Here is a 22,753-nt window from a genome sequence, read left to right on the forward strand (position 1 = left end):
CATTCTTTCGACGATTGCCGTAGTTCCTGCTTCGGGGTGGATGCCGGGCGCCTCCGCGCCGGCACCCAGCACGGGGTTTTCGGTCGACACTTCGGACCGCGTGGACGTGCTGTCGTTCTGGCATGCCGTCTACATGGCCTCGGAGGGTTTTGAGGACCGGATCGGCTGGACCGGCCACTACTCGATTCTGCCGGGCGCGGAGGGGACGACTTCCGCGGCATTCGTCGATGATGTCGAACGCCGGGTGAATTATTTCCGGGCGATGTGCGGGGTGCAGGGAAGCATTGCGTTCAATGACGGCGCGGCCGTGGTGATCCAGAACAGCGACGCCTTCCAACCCGCCAGCTCGACCTTGCGATCGGCGGCGGCCCAGCGGGGGGCACTGATGATGGCGCTCAGTCAGACCATCACGCACACCCCCAGCCCGGGCTTGAGTGGCTGGACCGCGGCGGCTTGGAACGGCTGCAACAAGGGAGCACTTGCTTATGGCCTCTTTGGTCCCGCGGCGGTGGACGCTTATTTTCGCGAAAACATTGCCGGCACCTCGAGCTGGAACAACAGCGTGGGTCACCGCCGCTGGCTGCTGAACGTGAATTCCACCCGCATGGCGACCGGCGACATGCCGGGCGACGGGACGGCCCTCATCGCGCCGACCAACGTGCTTTATGTTTTTCCCGGATCCGATGAGCTGGCGTCCGATCCCAGTCGTTTCGTCAGCTATCCCGCTCCCGGCTTTTTCCCCGCGAGGGTCAATTCCCCCTTCTGGTCGCTGTCCCATGACGATGCCAACTTCAGCTCCGCCACCGTCACGATGACCGGCCCGGACGGCGCGAACGTGCCTGTGTCGGTGGTGGCCCGAAACGCCACCTACGCCGCGCCGGCCATCGTCTGGTCGGTGCCGGAGTCGGTGTATGACGACAGCCCGGGAGCCGATCGGACCTACACGGTCACCGTTTCGGGCATCGGCGGCGGCGTGGCGGCCACCCATACTTGGACGACGACCCTCATCGATCCCGACCAGCTGGGCCTGGCCCTGCCGATCTCCGGAGTGGCTTCCCTCAAAACCGGGGAAAGCGGCGAGTTCACCGTGCCGGTTCTCGCCGGGGCCGACCGGGTGGAGGTGGGTGCCTTCGCCGTCCTCGAGGCCGACTGGATGGAGGGCGCGGAGGACGCGACCCACGTGATCAACCACACCGGCCCGAACTACTCGCTGATGGAGGGGCTGGACCAGCGCACGCCGGTCTACGACGATCCGTTCTACTCCGAGGGTGACACGGCTTTCCACTTGTCCTTTCCCACCACCTACGACCCGGCGGTCGGCGGAGTGCCGGAGCAGGATTTCGAGATTGACCGGGAAATCCTCACCGGCAGCGGCTCGAAACTGCGTTTTGATTTCCGCCGCGGCTACATGTCGAAGGTCAGCTATCTGGCGGTCGAAGCCTCGACCGATGGCGGCGTGACCTGGGAGACCCTCGGGGCACCGCTTCAGGGAAACTTCGACGGCGACGTGGATCCCGGCTTCGCCGAAATCGAGCGCAGCCTGCCGGTGGCCGACGTGCCGGTGCGGATTCGCTTCCGCTTTTATTTCCAAACCAGCGGCTTGCCCGCCACCGACGGGATCTACACCGAGGATTACGCCCCGCTGGATGGCTACGCGCTGGGGGCATTCATCGATCGCATCCACTGCGTCGGGGCGGATTGGCTCGAGCCGGGCACCGTGTCGACCGCCGATGCCGCGGGCAAGGTGGCCTGGACCGCGCCGCTGGATGGAGCCGGCTCTCATTGGCAATTGCGTGCCCGGGCGGTGGCCGGGGGACATGAGTTTCCGTGGCAGGATCCGAAAGACGTGACCATCCTCGGCCCCTTCGGCATCTTCGGGTCCTCCGCTCCGCCGGTCGCCGGCGCGACGCTCGGTTTTCTGACGGATGAGGCGGCCGATTCCTACCGCGTCGAGGTGTCCATCCTCGGCGGTGCGTGGTCGGAAGGTGCGGAAGACGCACCGGTTCCGCAGGTGATCGACCACAGTGACGCTTCCTACGATCTTCGTAGTAGTCGGGCCGGCTATTTTCAGACCGGTGCCCGGGCCTTCCGCCTTCAGGTCCCGGCGGATGCCTCGGATGACGATTTTGAAATCGATCGCATGAGCGTGCCGTCGAGCGGTGCCACCCTGAGCTTCTGGCGCCGGCGGGGGTCTTCGAAAAACCAACAGCTCCATGCGGAAGTGAAGATCGACGGGGCCTCGACCTGGGCGTCCATCTGGCAGGAGGACGGCATCAATTTCGGAAGTGATGCCTCAGGGCAGACCCAAGTCGTGGACTTGTCCGCCTATGCCGGCCAGCGAATCCTCATCCGTTTCCGAATCACCGGCGTGGGCTCCACGGCCAATCCAGGAGCGAACACCGGCTTCTGGATCGACGACATCGCCGTGACCCAGACCCGTGAGCTGGAGGTGCTCAACTCGGTCGTGCTGCCGGATCTCAGCGGCTATTTCCGCTTCGATTCCTCACTGCTCGGCGCCGCGCCGGTCGCTGGGAAAACCTATCGGCTCGCCGTTTTTCCAAGCAGCGGCGGCATCGAAGGCAGTCCCGGTGCCGATTTCGAGATCACTCCGACGCCCACGCCGCTGGCGAATTTCTCCGGTTGGATCGAGTACGGATTCCCGGGCTGGATCGGCGGTTTCGACTCGCCGATGACCCTCGGCGGCGTGCCGGCGGGACTCATCTATGCGCTTGGACTCGCCGCCGACGAAACCCGGATTTCCGGCGATGCCCTCTCGGTCACGGAAAACACGGCGACCTTGTTCCGGCCGCTCGAAGTCATGCAGCCGGGCATCAGCTACGGCGCCGAGTTTTCCACCGATCTGTCGAACTGGTCATCGGAGGGCGTCACCGTGATCCATGCCAACGGCATCCTCCAGGCCAGCGCGCCGCTGGTCGAGGGCGGCGGCTACCTGCGGTGGAAGATCATCGAAGAGTGACTCACAGGATCGAGCCCGGCGAGTAGGCGGCGGCCTGCGGGTGGGCCTCGGCCAGGGCCCGCACCGCGGAAACGAAGGCCTCGATCTGGCGGCCGGCCGCCCCGGCGTTGCGCTCGCCGGCGGCGACGATGGCGGTGAGTTGCTCGTCGGTGAAGGGAATGCGCTCGTCGCCGGCCAGGCGTCGGACCAGATCGTTGGTGGTGGCTTTCCCGGTCCGCAGGTCGTTCACGGTGGCCACGGCGTGCTCCTTGATCGCCTTGTGGGCGCTCTCACGGCCTACGCCGGCCTTCACGGCCTCCATCATGATGGTGGTGGTCATGAGGAAGGGCAGGTAGTGGGCGTTCTCCTGGGCGATGACCGCCGGGTAGGCGTCCATTTGATCGAGGATGGTGAGGAAGGTCTCGAACAGGCCGTCGATGGCGAAAAACGCGTCCGGCAGCATCACGCGGCGCACCACCGAGCAGGACACGTCGCCCTCGTTCCACTGGTCGCCGGCCAGTCCGCCGGCCATCGCGAGGTGGCCCTTGAGGATCACGTGGAAACCGTTGACCCGCTCGCAGGAGCGCGAATTCATCTTGTGCGGCATGGCGCTGGAGCCGGTCTGGCCCGGCGCGAAGCCCTCGCTGGCGGTCTCGTGACCGGCCATCAGGCGCAGGGTTTTTGAAAATGAGGAAGGTCCGCTGGCGAGGTCGGCCAGCGCCGCCACCACGCGGAAGTCGAGCGAGCGGGGATAAACCTGGCCCACGTTCGTCCACACCGCCGGCATGCCGAGGTGGGCGACCACCCGCTGCTCCAGCTCGGCAACCTTCGAGGCATCGCCTCCGAACAGCGAAAGCTGGTCCATCTGCGTGCCCACCGCACCCTTCAGGCCGCGAACCGGGTAGCGGTCGATGAGGTCCTGCACCGCGGCGTGGGCCGACAGCAGCTCCTCGCCGAACATGGCGATGCGTTTCCCGAAGGTGGTCGGTTGGGCGGCCACGTTGTGGGTGCGTGCGGTGATCACCAGGTCGGCCCACTGGCCGGCGCGCCGGGACAGCCGGGCCAGGGTGGCGATCGACTTGTCGCGCACGATCTGCAGCGAGCGGAAAACCTGAAGCTGCTCGACGTTCTCGGTGAGGTCGCGCGAGGTCATGCCCTTGTGGACGTGCTCGTGGCCGGCCAGCTCGTTGAATTCCTCGATGCGCGCCTTCACGTCGTGGCGGGTGATCCGCTCGCGCTCCATGATCGAGGCGGGATCGACCTGGTCCTTGACCTTCTCGTAGGCCTCGATCGCCTCCTGCGGTACGTCGAGGCCGAGGTCGCGCTGGGCTTTCATGACGGCAATCCAGAACTCGCGCTCGAGCACGATGCGGCCCTCGGCGGACCAGATGGCTTGCAGGGCGGGGGAGGCGTAGCGTTCGGCGAGGACGTTCGGAATCACGGAACCGGGCGTAGCGAACCCCGCCGGGCGAGGCAAGAACGGCGACGCCCGCGTCTTGCATCGGCCGGCAATCCGCCGATGCTCGATCCACGATGCCGAAAACGACCGACCTGCTCCGGAGCGCCACTTGTCTGCTTGCTCCGGCCATCGCCGCCTGTGCGAGCCATGCCCAGCAGCCGGGGGTGGCGGAAACGACGAAGTTTTCCGATCCGAAGCTGCCCGAGGCCAGCGGCATGGCGGTCTCGCCCACCGATCCGTCGCTGCTGTGGCTGATCAACGACAGCGGCTGCACCGCCGAGCTGCACCTGGAAGGTCGCGATGGCAAGCCGCGCGGAACCGTGCTGGTCCGCGGGGCGAAAAACATCGACTGGGAGGACCTCGCGGCTTTCCGCTGGAAGGGCCGGCCGTGGCTGTTGGTCGCGGACGTGGGCGACAACGAGGCCGGCCGCGCCGAGGTCCAACTTTATCTCGTGCCCGAGCCCGCCGTGGGCGGAGGCAAGGAGCCGCCGCAGGAAGTCGAGGCAGCGCGGACGATCACCTTCCGCTACCCGGACGGCCCGCGCGATTGCGAATCGGTGGCGGTCGATGAGGCGGACGGCTCGATCCTCCTCCTCAGCAAGCGCGACGGCACGCCGCACCTCTATCGGCTGCCGCTGGAAGGTCCTGCGGAAAAGGCGGAGCTGCTGGGACTGGCGGCGGAGCCACCGGTGCCGGAAGGCTCGCCCTTTCACCCATTCGGCCGACAGCCGACCGCCATGGATCTCAGTCCCGATGGCAAAACGGCGGCCGTGCTGACCTATCTCGGAGTGTTCGCCATTCGCCGCGGGCCCGGAGAGAGCTGGCCGCAGGCCTTCGCGCGGCCGTGGGAAACGATCGGCTCGTTCCGCTTGTTCCAGGCCGAGTCGGTGTGCTTCAGCGCCGATGGCGAATCGCTCCTCATCACCAGTGAAGGCGTCGGCGCGCCGCTGCTGTCGTTTCCGCTGAAATGAGCGCCGTCGGGGCGATTCAGAACTCCAGCTTCCTCGCCACCGCCTCGCGGTTCAGCTTGTCGCAGGCGATCCGGCACAGCTCCATGGCGGCCGGCTCGCAGATCGAGTAGTGAACGCTGGTTCCCTCTTTGCGCCGGTCGATCAGCCCGGCGGTGTGCAGGATCTTGAGCTGCTTGGAAATGTTCGCCTGCGTCGTGGGGAGCGTCTCCACCAGCTCGCCGACGGATTTCGGCCCGTCCTTCAGCTCCTGCAGCAGGGCCAGGCGCGTCGACTCCGAAAAGGCGCGAAAGAATCCGGCCACCCGTTCGAGGTCCGTCAGTGCTAGCTTCACCCGCCCAAGCTGCCCGAGAAGTTTTCCTTGCGCAAGCATAACCATATGGTTATGGAAACAAGCCTAGCCGCCGGTGCGGGCGGAAGAAACGATGAAGATCACAGCCAAGCAACTGAGCGACGAGCGGGCGGCAGGAAACGTCATGCTGGTGGATGTACGAACCCCGCTGGAATTCGGGCAGATCCACATCGAGGGCTCCAAGCTCATGCCGCTCGACCGGTTGCGGCCGGAGGAAGTAAAGGCCTCCGACGGGGAGTGCGTGATCATTTGTCGATCGGGCAAACGGGCGGCCTTGGCGATGGAGAAGCTCCGTGCTGCGGGCTGTGAAAATCTGCGGGTGCTGGAAGGCGGCGTGATGGCCTGGGAGCGGGAAGGCCTGCCGGTGAACCGCGGCGAGCCGGTGCTGACGCTGGAACGCCAGGTGCGCGTGGTGGCGGGCATGATGGTCGTCGCCGGGAGCCTGCTTGGGCTTTACGTGAACCCGGTGTTTCACGGCCTGTCGATCTTCGTGGGTGCCGGTATTGCTTTCGCCGGGCTGACCGATTGGTGCGGCATGGCCCTGCTGCTCGCCAAGGCTCCTTGGAACCAGAGAAGGGGCGTGGCTTGCCAAGGGTCCTCCTGTTCGGTCAGAACTCCCTGACCATGAATCCGAAGTTTCGATGGAGGGCGCTGGCGGTGCCGCTGTTGATCATTTCCGGCTGTGACCCGCCGTCCGAGAAGCCTGCTCCGGTCACCGATCAAGAGGTGGCGGCGGCAAGGGAGACCGCCCAAGCGGCGTTCGGCCGGCTTTCCGGAGCCTTGTCGGAGGCGATGGCAGAGGGCGGGCCAGGCTCTGCCATCGCCCTCTGCTCCACGCAGGCGGTCGAGATCGCCCGGGAGGTCGGGCAGGCACACGGCATGGATGTCATCCGGCTGAGCGACCGACCTCGCAACCCGGATCAAGGTGCGAGCGGCGATGACGCCACGGCCATGGAGGCCTTCCGCGCGGACATCGCCGGGGGGCGGCCTCCGAAGCCCTCGGCCACGCGGGCCGGCGATGGCTCGGCCGTGGTGCGGATCCCGATCCTGCTCTCGAATCCGCTGTGTTTGAAATGCCATGGCGATCCCGACCAGATGGACCCGGAGATCAAGGACCGGCTGCGGGACGTCTACCCGGATGACAAGGCGACCGGCTATGCGCTGAACGAGCTGCGCGGCATGTGGCGGGTGACGATCCCGCCGAAAACGGACGACTGAAATGGCCGCCAAGCCCCGTGATCACGGGCGGGGGCGGCCTTGACGGAGCCGCGCGGTTGGAGTTTTACGGGTCCGGAAGTTTCCCCCATGAACTCCCGCGCCCCCCGGCATGCTGTTCAATTCCTTCGAGTTCCTGGCGCTCCTGGCGCTGACCTTCGTCCTCTACTACCTGCCTGTGCCCGGAGGCGTGCGGCGGATGTGGCAGGTCGGGCTGTTGCTGGTCTCCAGCGCCGTCTTTTATGCCTGGGGCGCCCCGCAACTTCTGCCGCTGCTGGCCTTTTCCTGCATCCTCAACTCGCTCGCCGCCGGTCGCATCCTGCGTCAACGGAGAGGCGGCGAGGACGATGCCGCCCGCCGAACGATGAAGGTGGCGGTGGTCGTGAACCTGGTTCTGCTGGCCCTTTTCAAGTACGCCGGCTTCCTCGCCAGCCAGCTGCCGTGGCTGCCGGAAAGCGTGGTGCTGTGGGCGCGCGGCATCCCGTTGCCGGTCGGGATCTCGTTCTACACTTTCCAGGGAATCAGCCTGGTGATCGATGTCTGGCGCCGCGATGTCAGCGAGCACACCGAGGAAATGTTCACCCGTCCGGGAAAAGGCCGCGCGGCGGTGGTGCGGGACGCCAGTTTTTACGTCGCCTTCTTTCCCCAACTGGTGGCGGGACCGATCGTCAAGGCGCGGGACTTCTTCGACCAGATCGGCGCCAAGGCATGGTCGCAGATCGATTGGATCACGGTTCGCCGCGGGCTTTTCACCGGGTATTTCCTGAAAATCTTCGTGGCCGACAACCTGGCCGAGCAAACCGGCCTGCTGACCATCGGCGAGGAGGGCCTGCGGGCCTTCGGGCCGGTCGGGCTGATGGCCATGCTCTACGGTTACGGGCTGCAGATCTTCTCCGACTTCGCCGGCTACTCGCTGATCGCCATCGGGCTCGGGGCCCTGTTCGGCTACACGCTGCCGCCGAACTTCAATTTTCCCTATCTCTCGACCAGCACCACCGAGTTCTGGCGGCGCTGGCATCTGTCGCTTTCGTCGTGGCTGCGCGATTATCTCTACATCCCGCTGGGCGGCAACCGGAAGGGCTCCGGGCGCACTTATGTGAACCTTTTTCTCGTCATGTTTCTCGGCGGCCTGTGGCACGGGGCGGAGTGGAAATTCGCGCTCTGGGGCAGCCTGCACGGCCTGTTTCTCGGGATCGAGCGACTCGTTTCCCGCGGGAAAACCCCGAGCCGGCCCGCCGGCGGAATCGGCGGGGGCGTGGTGGCGATGGGGCGCTGGTTCTACACCTTCCACCTGACGACCTTTCTGTGGCTGACCTTCCTGATGCCGGACATGGAGCACATCGCGGGCTTTTTCCGCGCGCTTGGGTCGGGCTTCAGCATTCCGGGCCAGCCGGTGTTCGCGCTGGCGGTCTATGGCGGGGTGGCGGTGCTCTATCACGCCTGGGGCTGGCTCAAGGAGCACCGCGCCGACCGCTGGCTGCTGCACCCGCCGCTGGCGCTGGAGGCCGCCTTGCAGGGACTCATGCTTTTCCTTATCATCACCAATCCCGGTGCGCCGCGGGGATTCATCTATTTCCAGTTCTAACCATGGTTCGCTACCTTATCGGCTTCTTCGGCATGCTCGCGCTGTGCTTCACCGCGCAGACGCTCGGCCTGCGCGCGGTCGGGGGCAAGACGGCCAAGAGCGAGTCGAACTACTTTTCCTCGCTGGCCCGCGTGCAGACGGCATCCGCCGAAAAGCCGCGCGTGCTGATGCTCGGATCGTCGCTCACCGGCCGCATGTCCGATCGCGCCGCGGCGGTGGACGGCTTCGTGAACATCGGCTGCGATGGCGGCAGTGCGGCCATCACCCTGCGGGCGATCGACCGCGGCGAGATCGACCCCGCCTCGACCGTGGTGGTGGAGGCGAACACGCTGGCCTACGATCTGGATGGGCGCGGCTCGCAGATGTCGTCGGCCATCTGCGGTGATTGGTTCCAGCTCGGCCGCGAGGTGCCGAACCTGGGTGCGACCGCGCGGCCGACCGCCTTCGTTTACTCCGCCATGATGAAGGTGAAGGAGGGCGATCCGGCACCGGTGGAGAAGCCATTGCCGGTCGCCTCGAAGCCGGGCGCTTACCATGGTCCAGCACCCGCCGACCTGACGGAGCCGGAACAGGCGCTGGTCGATGAAATGGCGGGAATCATCGGCCGGCTGGAAGAGCGGGGGAGCCGCGTCGTGCTGGTGCTTTTGCCGCCAGGCGAAATCGAGGGCAGCTCCGAGCTCCGCGTCGCCCGCGGGTTGGCATGGGCCTCGGGGGCCGAGTGGTGGGATCTCAACGACGGGCTTCCGGCGGACCGCGTTCATTTCACCGATGGCCGGCACATGGAGGCGGAGTCCGCCGCGGAGACGATGGCGACGCTCTCCGGCGAGCTGCTGAAGTGACGGTGTGCCGGGCTTTCCGGATGACCTCGGGGCAATTCGGTGGTAGCGGGAGAGGGTGAAATTGATCCGCTTCGGGGAGGCCGGCCGCGAGGAGCCGGGGGTGATTCTGGATGACGGGCGCTGGATCGACGCGAGCGGCCAGTTCCATGATTACGATGAGTCCTTTTTCGCCTTCGGCGGCATGGAGGCGCTGGAGGCGTGGGTTTCCGACGGCTGCCCGGATTGCATCGCGATCCCGCCCGGAACCCGCCTGGGACCGCCGATCGACCGGCCGTCGAAGATCGTGTGCATCGGGAAAAACTACCTCGACCACGCCAAGGAGTTCGGCGAGGGCATCCCGACCGAGCCGGTGCTCTTCATGAAAGCCACCACGGCGTGGAGCGGGCCGACGGATGACGTGCTGCGGCCCGCGGGCTCGGACCGGCTCGACTATGAGGTGGAGCTGGCGGTGGTGATCGGGAAAACGGTGTCCGGAATCGTGTCGGAGGACGAGGCGTTGCCACACGTGGCGGGCTACTCCGTGTTCTGCGACTACTCCGAGCGCGCCTTTCAGAAGGACATGGGCGGCCAGTGGGTGAAGGGCAAGAGCTGCGACAGCTTTGCGCCGATGGGCCCCTGGCTCACGCCCGCCGCCGCGGTGCCGGATCCGCAAGGGCTGCGGCTGTGGTGCAAGGTGAATGGAGAAATGCGCCAGAACGGCTGGACCGGCGACATGATGTTCGGGGTTGCCCACCTGATCCACTACATCAGCCGCTTCATGAGCCTGCTGCCCGGCGATGTCATCGCCACCGGCACACCCTCCGGCGTGGCCATGGGCATGGACCCGCCGCGCTACCTGCTGCCCGGCGACTGCGTCGAGTGCGGCGTCGAAGGCCTCGGCGAGCTGCGCCAGCGGGTGGTGCAGGGCTAGCTTTTCCTCAAACGGAATACCTCTCGATAATGTCCTCCGGGATGGTCACCGGACGGCCGGTCTCGCGGTCGACGAGTTGATAGTCGCAGAAGCCGCTCGCGCTCTCGCGGTCGTCCGTTTCCCGGATGATCTCGAAATCGATCCGCACGCCGCGGCGCTGGACCTCGCCGATGCGGGTGCGGACGGTGATCCACTGGCCGAGGAAAAGCGGGCGCTTGTGCTCGATGTGGGCGGTGCGCACGAACCAGCTCAGCCCGCGTTTCAGAAAGGCCTCCATCGACATGCCGTAGCAGCGCTCCATCTGGTCGAAGCGGGCCGCCAGCACGTAGTCGAGGTAGCGGCTGTTGTGGACGTGGGCGTTCATGTCGAGGTCGTCCGGCCGTACCTGCATTCTGGTTTCGAAAATGGAGTAGTCGTTCGGTTCCATGGGTGGTCGCGGCGCGACGCTGGCACCGATTTCCCGGAAATCCAATCACCGCAAGGCGGGGCGGGTTCTGGCGGCGGTCGGTGACGGCTTGCGGTCGCCATTGGTGCTTGCCCGGGGACAGGGGGAGGAGTACCGCGGGCGGCGGAAGGTCCGACCTTTCCGCAACCAACCACCCTGTCCATGCCCATCCAACGCGCCCTGCTCTCCGTCTCCGACAAGTCCGGTCTGGCCGATTTCGCCAAGGAACTCCATGAAATGGGAGTCGAGCTGCTGTCTACCGGCGGCACCTCGAAGGCCCTGCGCGATGCCGGCCTGCCGGTGATCGACGTGTCGGAGTTCACCGGCGCGCCCGAGCTGTTCGAGGGCCGGGTGAAAACCCTCCACCCGAAGGTCCACGGCGGGCTCCTCTTCAAGCGCGACGACAAGGAACACCTTGAGCAGGCCAAGAGCCACGACGTGCGCCCGATCGACCTGGTGGTGGTGAATCTCTACCCCTTCGAGCAGACCATCGCCAAGGACGACGTCACGCTCGCCGAGGCCATCGAAAACATCGACATCGGCGGTCCGTCGATGCTCCGCAGCGCGGCGAAGAACTACTCGAGCGTCACGGTGGTGACCGATCCCGCCGACTACGCCCGCGTGCTGGAGGACATGAAGGAGCACGACGGCGACACTTCGCTCTCGCTCCGCGAACAGCTGGCGGTGAAGGTTTTCAACCGCACCGCATCCTACGACCGTGCGATATCCAACTACCTCGGCCGCTGTGAGGACGGCACCCGCCGCCGCTACACACTGGACCTGCCGCTCGACCGCGAACTGCGCTACGGCGACAACCCGCACCAGAAGGCCGCACTCTACGGCGACTTCAGCAGCTGTTTCTCCCAGCTCCAGGGCAAGGAACTCAGCTACACCAACATCCTCGACATCGAGGCCGCGGCCGACCTGATCCTCGACTTCGTGCGCCCGACCATCGGCATCCTCAAGCACACCAACCCCTGCGGCGTGGGTCAGGACGACGAGGACCTGCGCGAGGCCTGGAAAAAGGCCTTCGAAACCGACCGCCAGGCTCCCTTCGGCGGCGTGATCGTCTGCAACCGCCCGCTGACCGAAGGCGTGGCACGGATCATTTCCGAGATCTTCACCGACGTCATCATCGCCCCGGACTACGAGCCCGAGGCCCGCGCGCTGCTTCAGAAAAAGAAGAACCTGCGCCTCATGAAGATGCACGAGGCCTATCTCGCGGCCAAGAAGGAGCCGCTGATCCGCTCGTCGCCGGGCGGCTTCATGGTGATGGACCGCGACCACACCACGCTGGGCCTCGACAATCTCGAGGAAAAGGTCGTCACCAAGCGTCCGCCGACCCAGGAGGAAATGCGCGCGATGCGATTCGCCTGGCGGGTGGTGAAGCATGTGAAGTCGAACGCAATCGTTTACGCCAAGTCCGACCGCACGCTCGGGATCGGCGCCGGCCAGATGAGCCGGGTGGACAGCTCCCGGATCGCCGTCTGGAAATCGCAGGAAGCCGGGCTGAGCCTGAAGGGCTCGGTGATCGCCTCCGATGCCATGTTTCCCTTCGCCGACGGCCTCCAGGCCGCGATCGAGGCCGGTGCCACCGCCTGCGTGCAGCCCGGAGGCTCGATCCGGGACGAGGAAGTCATCGCCGCCGCGGACGCCGCGGGCATGGCGATGATCTTCACCGGCCACCGTCATTTCCGTCACTGAGGACAAGTTTCAAGTTTTCAGGTTCAAGTTTTCAGCGAGACTCGCGGTCATGTTGCTGGGAGTAAATGTGGACCACGTGGCGACGCTGCGGCAGGCGCGGTATGCTCTGCTGCCGGACTCGCCGAATGCCGAGCCGTCGCCGCTGGAGGCCTCGCTGGATGCCATGGCGGGCGGCGCGGACTCGATCACGATCCACGTCCGTGCCGACCGGCGGCACATGCAGGAAAGGGATGCCTTCGAGATCCGGCGCGAATGCCCGCTGCCGCTCAATCTCGAGATGGGCGTCACCGAGCCGATGCTCAGGCTGGCGCTCGAGTTGAAGCCGGACTTCGTGTGCCTCGTTCCGGAAACCCGCGAGGAGGTCACTACCGAGGGCGGGCTCGACGTGGCAGGTCGCATGGACGAGGTGAAACGCTGCGTCGCCAGCCTGCGCGAGGCCGGCATCAAGGTCTCGCTTTTCATCGATCCCGACGGCCACCAGGTCGAGGCCTCGGCCGAGTGCGGCGGCCAGATGATCGAGCTGCACACCGGTGGTTTCGCGAATGCGGAAGGCGATGCCGTGATGGGAGAGGTCGAGCGGCTCATCACCGCCGCCCGCATGGGAAAAGGCATGGACCTGCAGGTCAACGCCGGCCACGGCATCAACTACGTCAACCTTAGTAGGCTGTTCACCGTGCCGCATCTGGCGGAGCTGAACATCGGGCACTCCATCGTCTCCCGCGCCATGCGGGTGGGGATGGAGGCGGCGGTGCGCGAGATGAAGGAGGCGATGGCCTCCTATCCGGAATAGGCCATGCAGGTGTTCGGCATCGGGATCGACATCATCGAGATCCACCGCATCGAGGAAACCCTCGGGCGGCATGGCGAGCGATTCCTGCACAAGATCCTGACCGAGCGCGAGCAGGCTTACTGCCTGGCGCAGAAAAGGCCGGCCGTTCACGTTGCCGCGCGCTTCGCCGCCAAGGAGGCGGTGTCGAAAGCCTTCGGCACGGGCATCGGGGCCGAGCTGGGCTGGCTGGATGTGGAAGTGGTGCGTCGAGAGGGCGGGGCGCCGGAGATCCTCCTCGCCGGCGCTGGCGCCGCTTTCGCGGAAAAGTCCGGCATTTCCGAGATCAAGATCAGCCTCAGCCACGCCCGCGACTACGCCGTGGCCAAGGCGATGGCGTTCACGGAATAGGCCGGGAAATTCCTAAAGGCGAAGGGGGTGGAGTTTCGCTGAGGCGAGGCGGATCGCGCTTTGTCCAGAAAGCGAACTCATGCTTCCGCGGGCGCCGAAGCCCGGCGATATGCCGGAGCGAGGAGGTAGCGATGCGCCGCCGCGCCGATCATCCCGCCAAGCATCGGGCCGAGGATGTACACCAGCCACCAGCCCTGACCGTTGAATGTAAATGGCAGGGATTTCCAGCCTGCCAGCGACGAAAAGACTCTCGGGCCGAGGTCGCGGGCGGGGTTGAAGGCGCCTTGGGTGAGCGGGGCCAGCAGCGAGATCAGGATGGTGACGGTAAGGCCGATGCCCGCCGCGGTGAGGACGGGCGAGTGGCCCTTGTTCGATTCATCCGTGAGGCCGCAGATGGCGACCAGCAGGATGGCGGTGCCGGTCATCTCGACGAGGCAGGCGCGCCATAGCGGCAGCGATTCGCGCGTGACTTGGTCGAGCGCCTTGCCGCCGGGGTTAGGGAAAAACTCGCCGTAGATCATCGCAGAAGCCTCGCTGCCGGGTTCGCCGCGGATCAGGCCGTGGGTGGTCTCGAAGGTCTGGAGCGCCGACCCGAACAAGAGGGGAAGGACGGCCGCCGCCGTGAAGGCCGCGACGAGCTGGATGAGCAGATATCCCGGCACGAGGCGTTTTTCAAAGCCACCAAAGGCAGCCATGGCGAGGGTGACGGCGGGATTGAGGTGCGCACCCGAGAGCGAGGCGGTGAGGTGGATGGCCAGCGCGATTCCGATGCCCCACACGATGGCCACTTGAAACAGCCCCACCTGCGCCCCCGTGAGAACGGCCGCAGCGACACTACCGCAGCCCCTGGTTCGGGCTACCCCGTTCCACCGCCTACTATGAGCCGAAACAATCCCAACCCCGCGCCATCGACGAAGAACTCGCCGCGCGGATCAAGGTCATCCATGAGACCGAGCCCTTCCTCGGCGTCCGTGGCACGTGGAGCCGCCTGCGCTTTGTGGAAGGCACCCTGGTCAACCGCAAGAAGGTCCACAGGATCATGAAGCTCAAGGGCTGGACACTGCACCAGCGCCTCGCCGGCAGCAGACCACGGGTAGAAACCAATATTTCGATCACCGAGTCTCCCATTCAGCGCTGGGCCACTGATCTCGGCAATATCTTCTGCGGAGAGGACGGTTGGTGTGTCTTCGTCCCGGTCATCGATTGCTGCACCCGGGAGGTCCTTGGCCACGCGCTGGAACTTACCGGAAAGGCGAAGACCGCGGAAAGGGCCTTGGAAGAAGCCCTCCTCGCTCGATTCGGCACTCTCCGAAGTGCGCCGCAAGGAATGCTCCTGCGGCACGACAACGGGCTGGTTTTCGGCTCCAGGCGATTCCGAGCCGTCGTCCGGGACTATGGCTTGAAGCAGGAATACATCACCCCTTACACGCCCAAGCAAAACGGCCTCTGCGAGCGTTTCATCAAGACCTTCAAAGAGGAGTTTTGCTGGTGCAACCGATTCACCTCGATCGCCGAGGCGCGTGTCGCCCTCGCGAAATTCATCCACCACTACAACCACACACGGCCCCATCAGGCCCTCAGCTATCAAATTCCAAATCAACGAAACCAAGACCTATGCAAATCCGCAGCCTGAATAAGAAGAAAGGCTGTCCAACTTCCGGGGGAGCACTACACGGACCGGATGCGGACGCGGCGGTGGATCTGGAGAGGACACGGGCGATGGCCGATGCCGGTTTGGGAATCTGGCGAGTGCCGATTTGCATCGGACTGGATTCGAACAAGACTATCGACTACAAACCGGTTTTCGGATGTCAGTTCGGGGTTGTGGGCGGATTGCCGGTGGCGCGGCTGTTGAAGGTCTTCACCTGGCACGTTTTGAAAGGATACCTGGAGACGAAAGCCCGGCTGCCCACGCTGGGTGAATATCCCATGTTCAATGGCGAGTGGCCGGAACGAGGGTTTGACGAGTGGTTCCTGGCGGTCGCGGCCTATCCGAGGCTCGCGGAATCAGGGGTGCTGTCCTTCGTGCCGACGGATGCGCGCTCGCTGCTGCTCGCACTCGACATCGAGTATGTGACCTGGGCGAACCCGGCGAGCGAGATGGTGTTCGTGCGCGGTCACGGGGGTGAGGATGAGTGCGCGTTTTAGCAATCGGGCAGGGTGCGTGGTCGGTGGCGGGGTTTTGGGACCACGGAATACACCGAATACACGAAAAAGGTTGTGTCGTCAGGGAGGGAGCGAGGACCGACGGAACGATCCCATGACGGTGCCTGTGGGGAGAGCAATTATGGGGCGGAGCCGTTCTTGAGGGCGATCGCTTCCGCATGCTCGGCGAACCATTCGCCCTGCCAGTGGTGGGCGGCGTAGGCATTCGGGAAGTTCTCGCGGCGAAAGTCCTCGAAGGCGAGTTCGCCGACATGATAGGGGTGGACGGCCTCGCGGGACCAGAGGACCAGGTCGCAGTGTTCGAAGAGCCAGCCGGCTACGAAACCGTCCGGGCGGCTCAGTTCCCGGGCGAGGTAGTTGCCCTGGAGCCATTCATGGAGGGCTGAGGCCAAGGCCTTGTAGCCGGTCAGCTGGAGGACATCCCACGGGTTGTCGGGTCGCTGCGGCGGGACGCTTTCCCGCAGGCGGCCAAGGTGGAAGTCCCAGAAGGGGTGACCGGCGGGAGAGCCGAAGATCGCGGTGGAGACGGCATCGACGCTGTTGAAAGACAGGCCGATGTGGAGGCAGTCGTCGAGGATCAGCTCGTCGAGAGGCTGGAGAACCTCCATGTCATGATCGAGGTAAAGGCCTCCGAAGAGACGAATCAGCTCGAAGCGAAGGACATCGCAACGGATGCCGAAGCCGAGTTCCGGATCCATGACGAGGTGGGGGCAGAGGAGGCGAGGCTCAAGTGCAGCGAGGTCGGCATCGGTCCAGAGGCGGTAGATCCAGTCGGGGTGAAAGTTCTGAAGGTCGCGACGCCAATTGAGGGCTGTAGGTGGGAAGGGTGCCTCCCCTAGCCAGACTTGGTGAACCAGCCTACGGAATTGGCACATGTTTCTGGGTTCCACAAAGGTGATTCGCAAAAAGGTTTGATAATAGTTTGGAAGCGTCAATAACGCCAGTCAAAGATCTACCTAGCGTCCTGTGCTTTGATAAAGGTTTGCATTGCGTGGTTCGCTCTGGTCTCCGCGTGCCGTTTCCATTGTCCGTATACGGCCTCAAGTGTCTTTAGGCGAAGATCTGGGTCATCAATTGTCGTGGCGACTTGCCATGCTTCTTCGGAACCCATTTCCCCCCGAGCGATGGAAAAACTGGCAGCGGCTTCATCTCGTTTATCCCCGGCAGGAAGGTTCTGGATCCACGCCAAAAAATCCCGTGGGTTCGAGTGGACCCAACTGTCGGCAATCATCCTCAGATAGCCATTCGAGATGCGAGTCTCAGCAAACGCAAACTCACAGGCGGACTTTGGGTCATAGCGCGCCCACGTTTTAAGTGCATCAGCCGTCGATTCCTTGGCGCCGCTGTAATCGGATTCAAGTAGGAATCGAATAACCTCTGGGAAATCCGTCTTCTCTGGAAGAATTACCAATATCTTACCAATCGAATCTTGATTTGAATCTGATGGGATATTGGAAAGGAGGAAGCGTAGTGCTCGCAACGGCGACTCCTTTACAATCGACGAAACGTATCCCTCTAGTATTGATTTTCTGTCATCTGGTTCTTCGAAACGTTCGGCTAGTTGGTGCGGATCTATCGCTCGGAGGGCGGGAAGTGCGGCTCCAGTAATCTGCAGGAAATAGTTGCGAGCTGTGGCGTTTTTGAGACCGCCTATCCAATCGCAAATATCGCTTGTTTCAATGTCAGATAGGAAGATGCGGTTTAGGAGGCTGGGTGCGATTATGCCGACTAAACGTGAGTTCTCGGAGGCTGCAAGTTCTTCAGCCACTTCGCGTAGCTCAGAGTCGGAAAGTTTAGCGATAATTCTTAGCAGGGATTTGTAATCTTCTCTGGACGGAGATCCGGATTTGGATACGTCCGCACGCATTCTTGCCAGGATTTCTTGTGCAGTTGCCAAATAATCAGACAATACCTTGTTGCCCGCTGGAGTGTGAGGCCGGTAGTCGGTGCTCGGTTCCGGGCGAACGAACGACCGTCGCTGAACTTCATTGGGAACGGTGGAGGAGTAGGTCTTAGACTCATCGCGTTTGCCCGCCCGCAAGAGAAGCAATATTCCCGCGAGCATGACAAGTGCGAGTGGAAGCAAATTTGTTTTCATCTTCAAACCCATAACCCGAGCCTTTTTTTAACTGGCGAATCTAGCGTGAGAAAAGATTGGTCCAGGCCTCGTCAGCCTTTTCTTTGTCTTTTGTTGCCCAGTGGGAGTAAACCGTAGCAGCAATTTCTTCTTGGGTTGAAGGATCGGAGATTGATGGGATGACGCTCCAAAGAGCTTCCGGATCGTCCGATGCAATCCGTTCGATTAGGCTAGTGGTTCGAGCATCACTGGATCCTCGTTTGCTTAGCACTCCGACGAGGGTTCCAGCGGTTTCCGGAGATTGGTGTATTAGTGCTTCAAACGCCGGATCCAAAACTTTTTCATCGATTTCAATTACTGAGGCCGCGGCGGCTTCGGGGTTGGCAGATGTCCATTTGTTAAGAACTGCGCTCAATAAAGGCGTGCTGTGGCCTGCTGCGTGGACCAGAGAATCGAAATCGTAATCAATCGGGAAGTTGATTTCGAGAATTGCGGAAGCCATTTGCTGCCCTTCACCCGATTCTTTTATGAGAAAGGGAAACGCGTCATGGATCTGTTCGAAAGGCTCGGCTGCCGATGCGGTTGCGACTGAGGCGGCATATCGATCTTTGGTGGCCGAATCACTGAAAACCTCGAATATAGCAGCAAGTTCTTCAGTTCCCAATGCTTGGGTATTTGTGGCGAACTCGTAGATCAGTGAAGAACGGAACACCGGGTTTTCTTGTTCTCGGATCCAATTCAGAAATGCTGAATTTACTGCATCACTCGGCGGGCTCAGGCTGTCGTAGGCGAACAGGCAGGTTCTTGATAAGAGGCTGATGTTATCTTGATTGAAGTCGTCCTTGAGGAGATCCGCCAAGTCACGAATTTCATCGCTCGACAATCCGGCCACCGTTCGGTTCAAGAATTCGAGCCGTTTGAAGTCTAAATCAACGCCCGATGCTTGGTTCGCAAGGGCTCTGAATTGCCCTACCAGACGTTCGAGTTTGCCAGCCTTGTCGATGTCGCCGGCTTCGCTCTCCGCAAGGACTTGATGGATCTTGTCCTCCTTCGATAGATGGTGATCTTGCAGGAGATCATATGAAGAGTCTGAGTGGGTAGGCCTCATCTGCGAGTCTGCCCTCCCGTCGCGACTTTGGCTCTGCTGGGGCGCGGTTTGCAGAACGATAAACGAGACAGCCACGACCGCGGCTGCGGCAATGGCTATTACTAATAGAACTCGAGGTGACATTGCTCCCCTCATGGGTCTCTAGGAAAGAAGGTGTAGTTCGATCGAAAACATGTAGCAGAGAAAACTCCTAACGCTATCCCCAAGAAGTTACCTGTAGAATGAATTTCTGAGAATAGGACTTTATATATCGCGGAGGGTTTGAGCCAGGAATCAGTTCCTGCTTGTAGAACGGGCTGCCTAGTGTTTCGGCCGTCCACGCGGTTGGAACTTTCGGATCGGAAGCCCCGCAGGGTTCTGTCGTGCTCCAACTAACTGCGGACTGATCGACATGCTCTGCACCCTCAGCAGGGAATGGACTCGGAGCAGCAGGTTGGCCAGTGCTTGGGTGTCCGCCTGCTTCGTTTGGATCAAGTGTCCATTCTCCGACGGAATCCAAATACACCGTGATCCAAACACTGCCGGCTTTCGGTCGGTTTGAGCCGGTGTCACCAGCGAGCGCAATTCCGCGCGATAGAACAACAAAGGATCCCGCAGCCAGTGACGAAGTCTTGAGAAAGGTCCTCCGGGAGAACGGATGCGGGTGGTTTTCATTAGGAGCATTCATATCAGGGGCGAGCGATTTTTAAAGCTCACTTTTGTCTTGCCACGGATCGGGGGGGGGGGGGGGCAAGCTCTTTTTGAAAATGAGGGGTGCCTCGTTGGCATAAACCACGAACGACTTATGAGCTGGACGGACCTTTTTCCGGTATTTGGAGACGAGCAGGCGGAGGCTTTCGCTTCGGAGGCTTCCCCGGAAGAACAGGGATTTCTGGACGAGTGCTTTGGGATTCTTAAGGTTTTCAACGCCAGGGAGGGGCGGCATTTGGTGGCGACGAGTCTGTTCTGGAAAAGCCGGAATCTTGAGGAGGGTCCGCTGGAGGTGCCGACGCGGGAGCGGTTGATGGTGAGCAAGAGTGAGGGCGAGAGTCAGGGGGTGGGGGCGTGGACGTGCTATGTGAAGCCGTTGCTGCAGGGAGCGCGGATTCTGGAGAAGTTGCGGCCCGAGGTGGTGGTAAGGGTCTATCTGGCGGCGGATTTGGAGTTTTTGGTCGAGGATCTGGTGGGGGCGGGTTGTGAGGTAATGCTGATGCGGGGTTCCTCGCTGAGCCACAATCCGGGGGCGATGTGGCGTTTTCTGGCGATGGGGGAGAAGGGGCGGCTGGCGACGATCACGGACGCGGACCGGATGCCGGAGGTGATCCATGACGTGGAGCGGACGGAGAGGGTCGCGGAGGGAGGATTCGGATTCTGGCGGGTGCCGTATGTATATGGCGGTCAGGGGAAATCGGATCATCCGGGGTACTACCGGCCGGTGCTGGCCTGCCACTTCGGTGTGGTGGGCGGGCTGGAGGTGGAGCGCCTGCTGAGGGCCTTCGTGTGGCACACGCTGCGCGGGACGATGCCGACGAACTGCCGGGTGGGCGGCGGGTCGGGAGAGACGGAGCTGCCGGTTTTCGGGACGAAATGGCCGGACTACGGATTCGACGAGTGGTTCCTGCTGGCGGCAGTGTATCCGCGGCTGGCCTTCGAGGGGACGCTGACCTTTTTTCCGAAGGCCGGGACGGGAAACCTGGTGCCGAACCACTGGTTCGCGCTGGATGTGGAGTATGTGACCTGGGCGAATCCGCGCAGCGAGGTGATCTACTTCGGGGTGACGGACTTCTACGAGAAATTGGCGAAGGGGCCGCAGGTGGCGGAAAATCCGGCACGGAGCGAGGTGCTGGACGAGATGCTGCGGGAGAAGGGGCGCGGGAAGCTGGCGCATTTCCCGGTGGTGGCGGAGGCGAGCCGGCCGGCGACGCTGGTGGTGGCGCGCTATATGGAGGAGCTGGACTGGCTGGGGCGGGTGCCGGCGGGGATCACAGTGGTGGTTTACAACAAGGGGCCGAGGATCCGGGGAAAGGCGGCGCTGTCACGGATCGACCTCCTGGAGGCGCTGCCGAACGTGGGGCGGGAATCGGACACGTATCTGCATCATCTGGCGAAGCACGCGCATGATGAGGACGAGGCGTGGACGGTTTTCGCGCAGGGCGATCCATTCAGCCATCAGCCGCGGTTCATCGAGCTGCTGGAGCGGCGCGGGGCGTGGTCGGACTTGCAGCCGCTGACGGCGCACTATCTGGACGACAACGAGACGCCACCGAGGGTGCTCAAGCGGCTGGAGGATGACGAGTGGGTGGCGGGAATTCCGGTGAGGACGGAACCGGTGAGCGCGTGGACGCTGGGGATGCTGAACTGGCGGGACGACGACATGGGCTACCGGATGTTCCGGGAGCACGCGGAGTACTACCAGGTGCCGAAAGGCTGGAGTCTGAGCGGGCATTTCCTGGAGATGTGCGGGCTGCACGGGCTGGCGCGGGAGGCCTGGCGGGCGTCGGTGGCGCGCTTCGCGTATGGGGCGATGTTTGCGGTGAAGAACGACCGGTTGGGGAGAATTCCGCATGAGTGCATCCCGGAGATGCGGCGGCTGGCGGCGGAGAACTGGTCGATCGGCTATATGTTCGAACGACTGTGGCTGCATATCTTCGGGCTGCCGTTTCCCGTCGTCGGTGAGCGAGTGGAAACCGGGGTGGTGGAACCTTTCTGAAAGGAGGAGGACGGAGATGAAGGTGGTGGTGGTGGGATCAGGATTGGCGGGTGCGGTGGCGGCTCGCTTCCTGGCGGACCGGGGGCACCGGGTGGAGGTGTTCGAGAGCCGGGAGCATGTGGGTGGGAACTGCTACGACCGCTGGCAAGACGGGGTGATGGTGCACCAATATGGGCCGCACTGCTTTCACACCGATAAGCCGGAGGTGTGGGAGTTCATGAACCGATTTGCGAATTTCCGGGAAACCGGCTTTTGCGTGGTGGCGAATACGCCTCGCGGGGTGATTCCGGTGCCGTTCAATGATGTGTCGGCGGAAATCGTCGGGGATCTTTCTCCGGAGGAGATTCGCGAGCTGCTGTTCGTGGATTACAGCGAGAAGCACTGGGGGATTCCGTGGGCAGAGATTCCGTCGTCGATCACCGGCCGGGTGCCGAAACGCCGCGAGGGACGGGACTGTCGGTATCATCTGGACCGTTGGCAGGGAATTCCTCGGGAAGGCTTCACCCGGATGTTCGAGGCGATGCTGGAGGGGATTCCGGTGCATCTGGGTTGTGGGGAGGATGACTGGCGCGAGGTGAAGGCGGACCACGTCGTATTCACCGGATCGATCGATGACTACTTCGGGCGGTCATTGGGGACGCTGGAGTACCGGTCGCTGAAGTTCGAATACGCCACGGAGGCGAAGCGAGAGCATTTCCAGATCAATGAATGCAACCGGGTGAATCCGTGGACGCGGGCCGTGGATCACTCGCACTGGCTCGACCAGAAGGTGAAGCGGACGGTGATCGGGCGGGAGTATCCGTGTGAGTGGGATGGCCGTAACGTGCGGATGTATCCAAAGCCGTTCGGGGGAAACCCGGAGAGGTTTCAGAAGTATTGGGCGGCGGCGAAGGCGGAGCGGGACGTGACGTTCGTGGGGAGGCTGGCAACTTACAAGTATCTGGATATGGATGATGTGGTGGCGCAGGTGATGCTCCGGTTGGGAGGTGGACGGTGGAGCGCGCGGTAAGGGTCCACAGGCGGGACGCCTGTGTTCCTTTGGATGATGGGGTGGCGAAGGTGATGGAGCGGTTGGGAGAGGGAGGGTTAGGCGGACGGTGGGG

At 63.2% G+C, this 22,753-nt stretch carries 21 protein-coding genes and 1 pseudogene; 15 read left to right on the forward strand and 7 right to left on the reverse strand.

All coding sequences use genetic code 11. The features are described from left to right. Positions 1 to 40 precede the first annotated feature (40 nt). Entirely contained in the window at positions 41 to 2,977 is a 2,937-nt protein-coding gene (locus tag ABXH26_RS05705) for a CAP domain-containing protein (RefSeq protein ID WP_353566079.1), read from the forward strand. Between the two features lies 1 nt (position 2,978). On the opposite strand, the gene purB is transcribed toward ABXH26_RS05705, so the two are convergent. Then, positions 2,979 to 4,397, reverse strand: a complete 1,419-nt coding sequence (gene purB, locus ABXH26_RS05710; protein WP_353566080.1) for an adenylosuccinate lyase — start codon at positions 4,395 to 4,397, stop codon at positions 2,979 to 2,981. Between the two features lie 92 nt (positions 4,398 to 4,489). Between purB and ABXH26_RS05715 the strand changes: the two genes are divergently transcribed. Further along, positions 4,490 to 5,386, forward strand: a complete 897-nt coding sequence (locus ABXH26_RS05715) for a hypothetical protein (protein ID WP_353566081.1) — start codon at positions 4,490 to 4,492, stop codon at positions 5,384 to 5,386. Between the two features lie 16 nt (positions 5,387 to 5,402). Here the strand turns inward: ABXH26_RS05715 and ABXH26_RS05720 are convergent, their stop codons facing one another. Then, positions 5,403 to 5,717: an ArsR/SmtB family transcription factor gene (locus ABXH26_RS05720; RefSeq protein WP_353566082.1), complete on the reverse strand. Its 315-nt coding sequence runs from the start codon at positions 5,715 to 5,717 to the stop codon at positions 5,403 to 5,405. 91 nt (positions 5,718 to 5,808) lie between these two features. On the opposite strand from ABXH26_RS05720, the gene ABXH26_RS05725 reads away from it, so the two are divergent. The 5 genes from ABXH26_RS05725 to ABXH26_RS05745 all read left to right on the forward strand — a co-directional run bounded on the left by ABXH26_RS05725 (position 5,809) and on the right by ABXH26_RS05745 (position 10,284). After that, positions 5,809 to 6,357: a rhodanese-like domain-containing protein gene (locus ABXH26_RS05725; protein ID WP_353566083.1), complete on the forward strand. Its 549-nt coding sequence runs from the start codon at positions 5,809 to 5,811 to the stop codon at positions 6,355 to 6,357. Positions 6,358 to 6,359: 2 nt separating this feature from the next. Then, a complete protein-coding gene (locus tag ABXH26_RS05730; protein WP_353566084.1) occupies positions 6,360 to 6,953 on the forward strand; it encodes a Tll0287-like domain-containing protein in 594 nt (197 codons plus the stop codon). 109 nt (positions 6,954 to 7,062) lie between these two features. Beyond that, a complete protein-coding gene (locus tag ABXH26_RS05735) occupies positions 7,063 to 8,535 on the forward strand; it encodes an MBOAT family O-acyltransferase (RefSeq protein WP_353566085.1) in 1,473 nt (490 codons plus the stop codon). Positions 8,536 to 8,537: 2 nt separating this feature from the next. Further along, a complete protein-coding gene (locus ABXH26_RS05740; RefSeq protein ID WP_353566086.1) occupies positions 8,538 to 9,374 on the forward strand; it encodes a hypothetical protein in 837 nt (278 codons plus the stop codon). A 55-nt stretch (positions 9,375 to 9,429) separates the two neighbouring features. Further along, a complete protein-coding gene (locus ABXH26_RS05745; RefSeq protein ID WP_353566087.1) occupies positions 9,430 to 10,284 on the forward strand; it encodes a fumarylacetoacetate hydrolase family protein in 855 nt (284 codons plus the stop codon). A gap of 7 nt (positions 10,285 to 10,291) precedes the next feature. Here ABXH26_RS05745 and ABXH26_RS05750 read toward each other — a convergent pair whose 3' ends face one another. Next, positions 10,292 to 10,711, reverse strand: a complete 420-nt coding sequence (locus tag ABXH26_RS05750) for an acyl-CoA thioesterase (RefSeq protein ID WP_353566088.1) — start codon at positions 10,709 to 10,711, stop codon at positions 10,292 to 10,294. Positions 10,712 to 10,891: 180 nt separating this feature from the next. Here ABXH26_RS05750 and purH point away from each other — a divergent pair, with 180 nt between their 5' ends. The 3 genes from purH to acpS are packed head-to-tail and all read left to right on the forward strand — an operon-like array spanning position 10,892 to position 13,610. Then, a complete protein-coding gene (gene purH, locus ABXH26_RS05755; RefSeq protein ID WP_353566089.1) occupies positions 10,892 to 12,433 on the forward strand; it encodes a bifunctional phosphoribosylaminoimidazolecarboxamide formyltransferase/IMP cyclohydrolase in 1,542 nt (513 codons plus the stop codon). 49 nt (positions 12,434 to 12,482) lie between these two features. Then, on the forward strand, positions 12,483 to 13,223 hold the full coding sequence (locus tag ABXH26_RS05760; RefSeq protein ID WP_353566090.1) for a pyridoxine 5'-phosphate synthase: 741 nt from the start codon (positions 12,483 to 12,485) through the stop codon (positions 13,221 to 13,223). A 3-nt stretch (positions 13,224 to 13,226) separates the two neighbouring features. Beyond that, the gene (gene acpS, locus ABXH26_RS05765) at positions 13,227 to 13,610 is read left to right on the forward strand and encodes a holo-ACP synthase (protein ID WP_353566091.1); all 384 of its coding nucleotides are present in this window, start codon (positions 13,227 to 13,229) and stop codon (positions 13,608 to 13,610) included. Positions 13,611 to 13,687: 77 nt separating this feature from the next. On the opposite strand, the gene ABXH26_RS05770 is transcribed toward acpS, so the two are convergent. After that, entirely contained in the window at positions 13,688 to 14,503 is an 816-nt protein-coding gene (locus ABXH26_RS05770; protein WP_353566146.1) for an MIP/aquaporin family protein, read from the reverse strand. Here ABXH26_RS05770 and ABXH26_RS05775 point away from each other — a divergent pair. Together ABXH26_RS05775 and ABXH26_RS05780 are read left to right on the forward strand one after the other, a co-directional pair. Further along, positions 14,473 to 15,243 (forward strand): annotated as a pseudogene (locus ABXH26_RS05775) (IS3 family transposase); the annotation flags it as partial. The gene ABXH26_RS05770 and the pseudogene ABXH26_RS05775 sit on opposite strands and share 31 nt — an antisense overlap. Further along, complete coding sequence (locus ABXH26_RS05780; protein WP_353566092.1) at positions 15,225 to 15,758, forward strand: hypothetical protein; 534 nt, start codon at positions 15,225 to 15,227, stop codon at positions 15,756 to 15,758. The pseudogene ABXH26_RS05775 and the gene ABXH26_RS05780, both read left to right, overlap by 19 nt. Before the next feature lie 137 nt (positions 15,759 to 15,895). Here the strand turns inward: ABXH26_RS05780 and ABXH26_RS05785 are convergent, their stop codons facing one another. Continuing rightward, on the reverse strand, positions 15,896 to 16,474 hold the full coding sequence (locus tag ABXH26_RS05785; RefSeq protein WP_353566093.1) for a glycosyltransferase family 32 protein: 579 nt from the start codon (positions 16,472 to 16,474) through the stop codon (positions 15,896 to 15,898). Here ABXH26_RS05785 and ABXH26_RS05790 point away from each other — a divergent pair. Then, entirely contained in the window at positions 16,388 to 16,615 is a 228-nt protein-coding gene (locus ABXH26_RS05790; RefSeq protein WP_353566150.1) for a hypothetical protein, read from the forward strand. The two genes, ABXH26_RS05785 and ABXH26_RS05790, sit on opposite strands and share 87 nt — an antisense overlap. 113 nt (positions 16,616 to 16,728) lie before the next feature. Here the strand turns inward: ABXH26_RS05790 and ABXH26_RS05795 are convergent, their stop codons facing one another. Next, complete coding sequence (locus ABXH26_RS05795; protein ID WP_353566094.1) at positions 16,729 to 17,886, reverse strand: hypothetical protein; 1,158 nt, start codon at positions 17,884 to 17,886, stop codon at positions 16,729 to 16,731. Positions 17,887 to 17,914: 28 nt separating this feature from the next. Next, positions 17,915 to 18,961, reverse strand: a complete 1,047-nt coding sequence (locus ABXH26_RS05800) for a hypothetical protein (RefSeq protein ID WP_353566095.1) — start codon at positions 18,959 to 18,961, stop codon at positions 17,915 to 17,917. A 784-nt stretch (positions 18,962 to 19,745) separates the two neighbouring features. Between ABXH26_RS05800 and ABXH26_RS05805 the strand changes: the two genes are divergently transcribed. Continuing rightward, entirely contained in the window at positions 19,746 to 21,650 is a 1,905-nt protein-coding gene (locus ABXH26_RS05805; RefSeq protein ID WP_353566096.1) for a hypothetical protein, read from the forward strand. Further along, positions 21,613 to 22,659, forward strand: coding sequence for an FAD-dependent oxidoreductase (locus ABXH26_RS05810; RefSeq protein ID WP_353566097.1), 1,047 nt, complete (start codon positions 21,613 to 21,615; stop codon positions 22,657 to 22,659). The genes ABXH26_RS05805 and ABXH26_RS05810 overlap by 38 nt, the downstream gene beginning before the upstream one ends. Positions 22,660 to 22,753 lie beyond the last annotated feature (94 nt).

Origin of the sequence: Haloferula sargassicola (assembly GCF_040362925.1) — a bacterium.
GTDB lineage: Bacteria > Verrucomicrobiota > Verrucomicrobiia > Verrucomicrobiales > Akkermansiaceae > Haloferula > Haloferula sargassicola.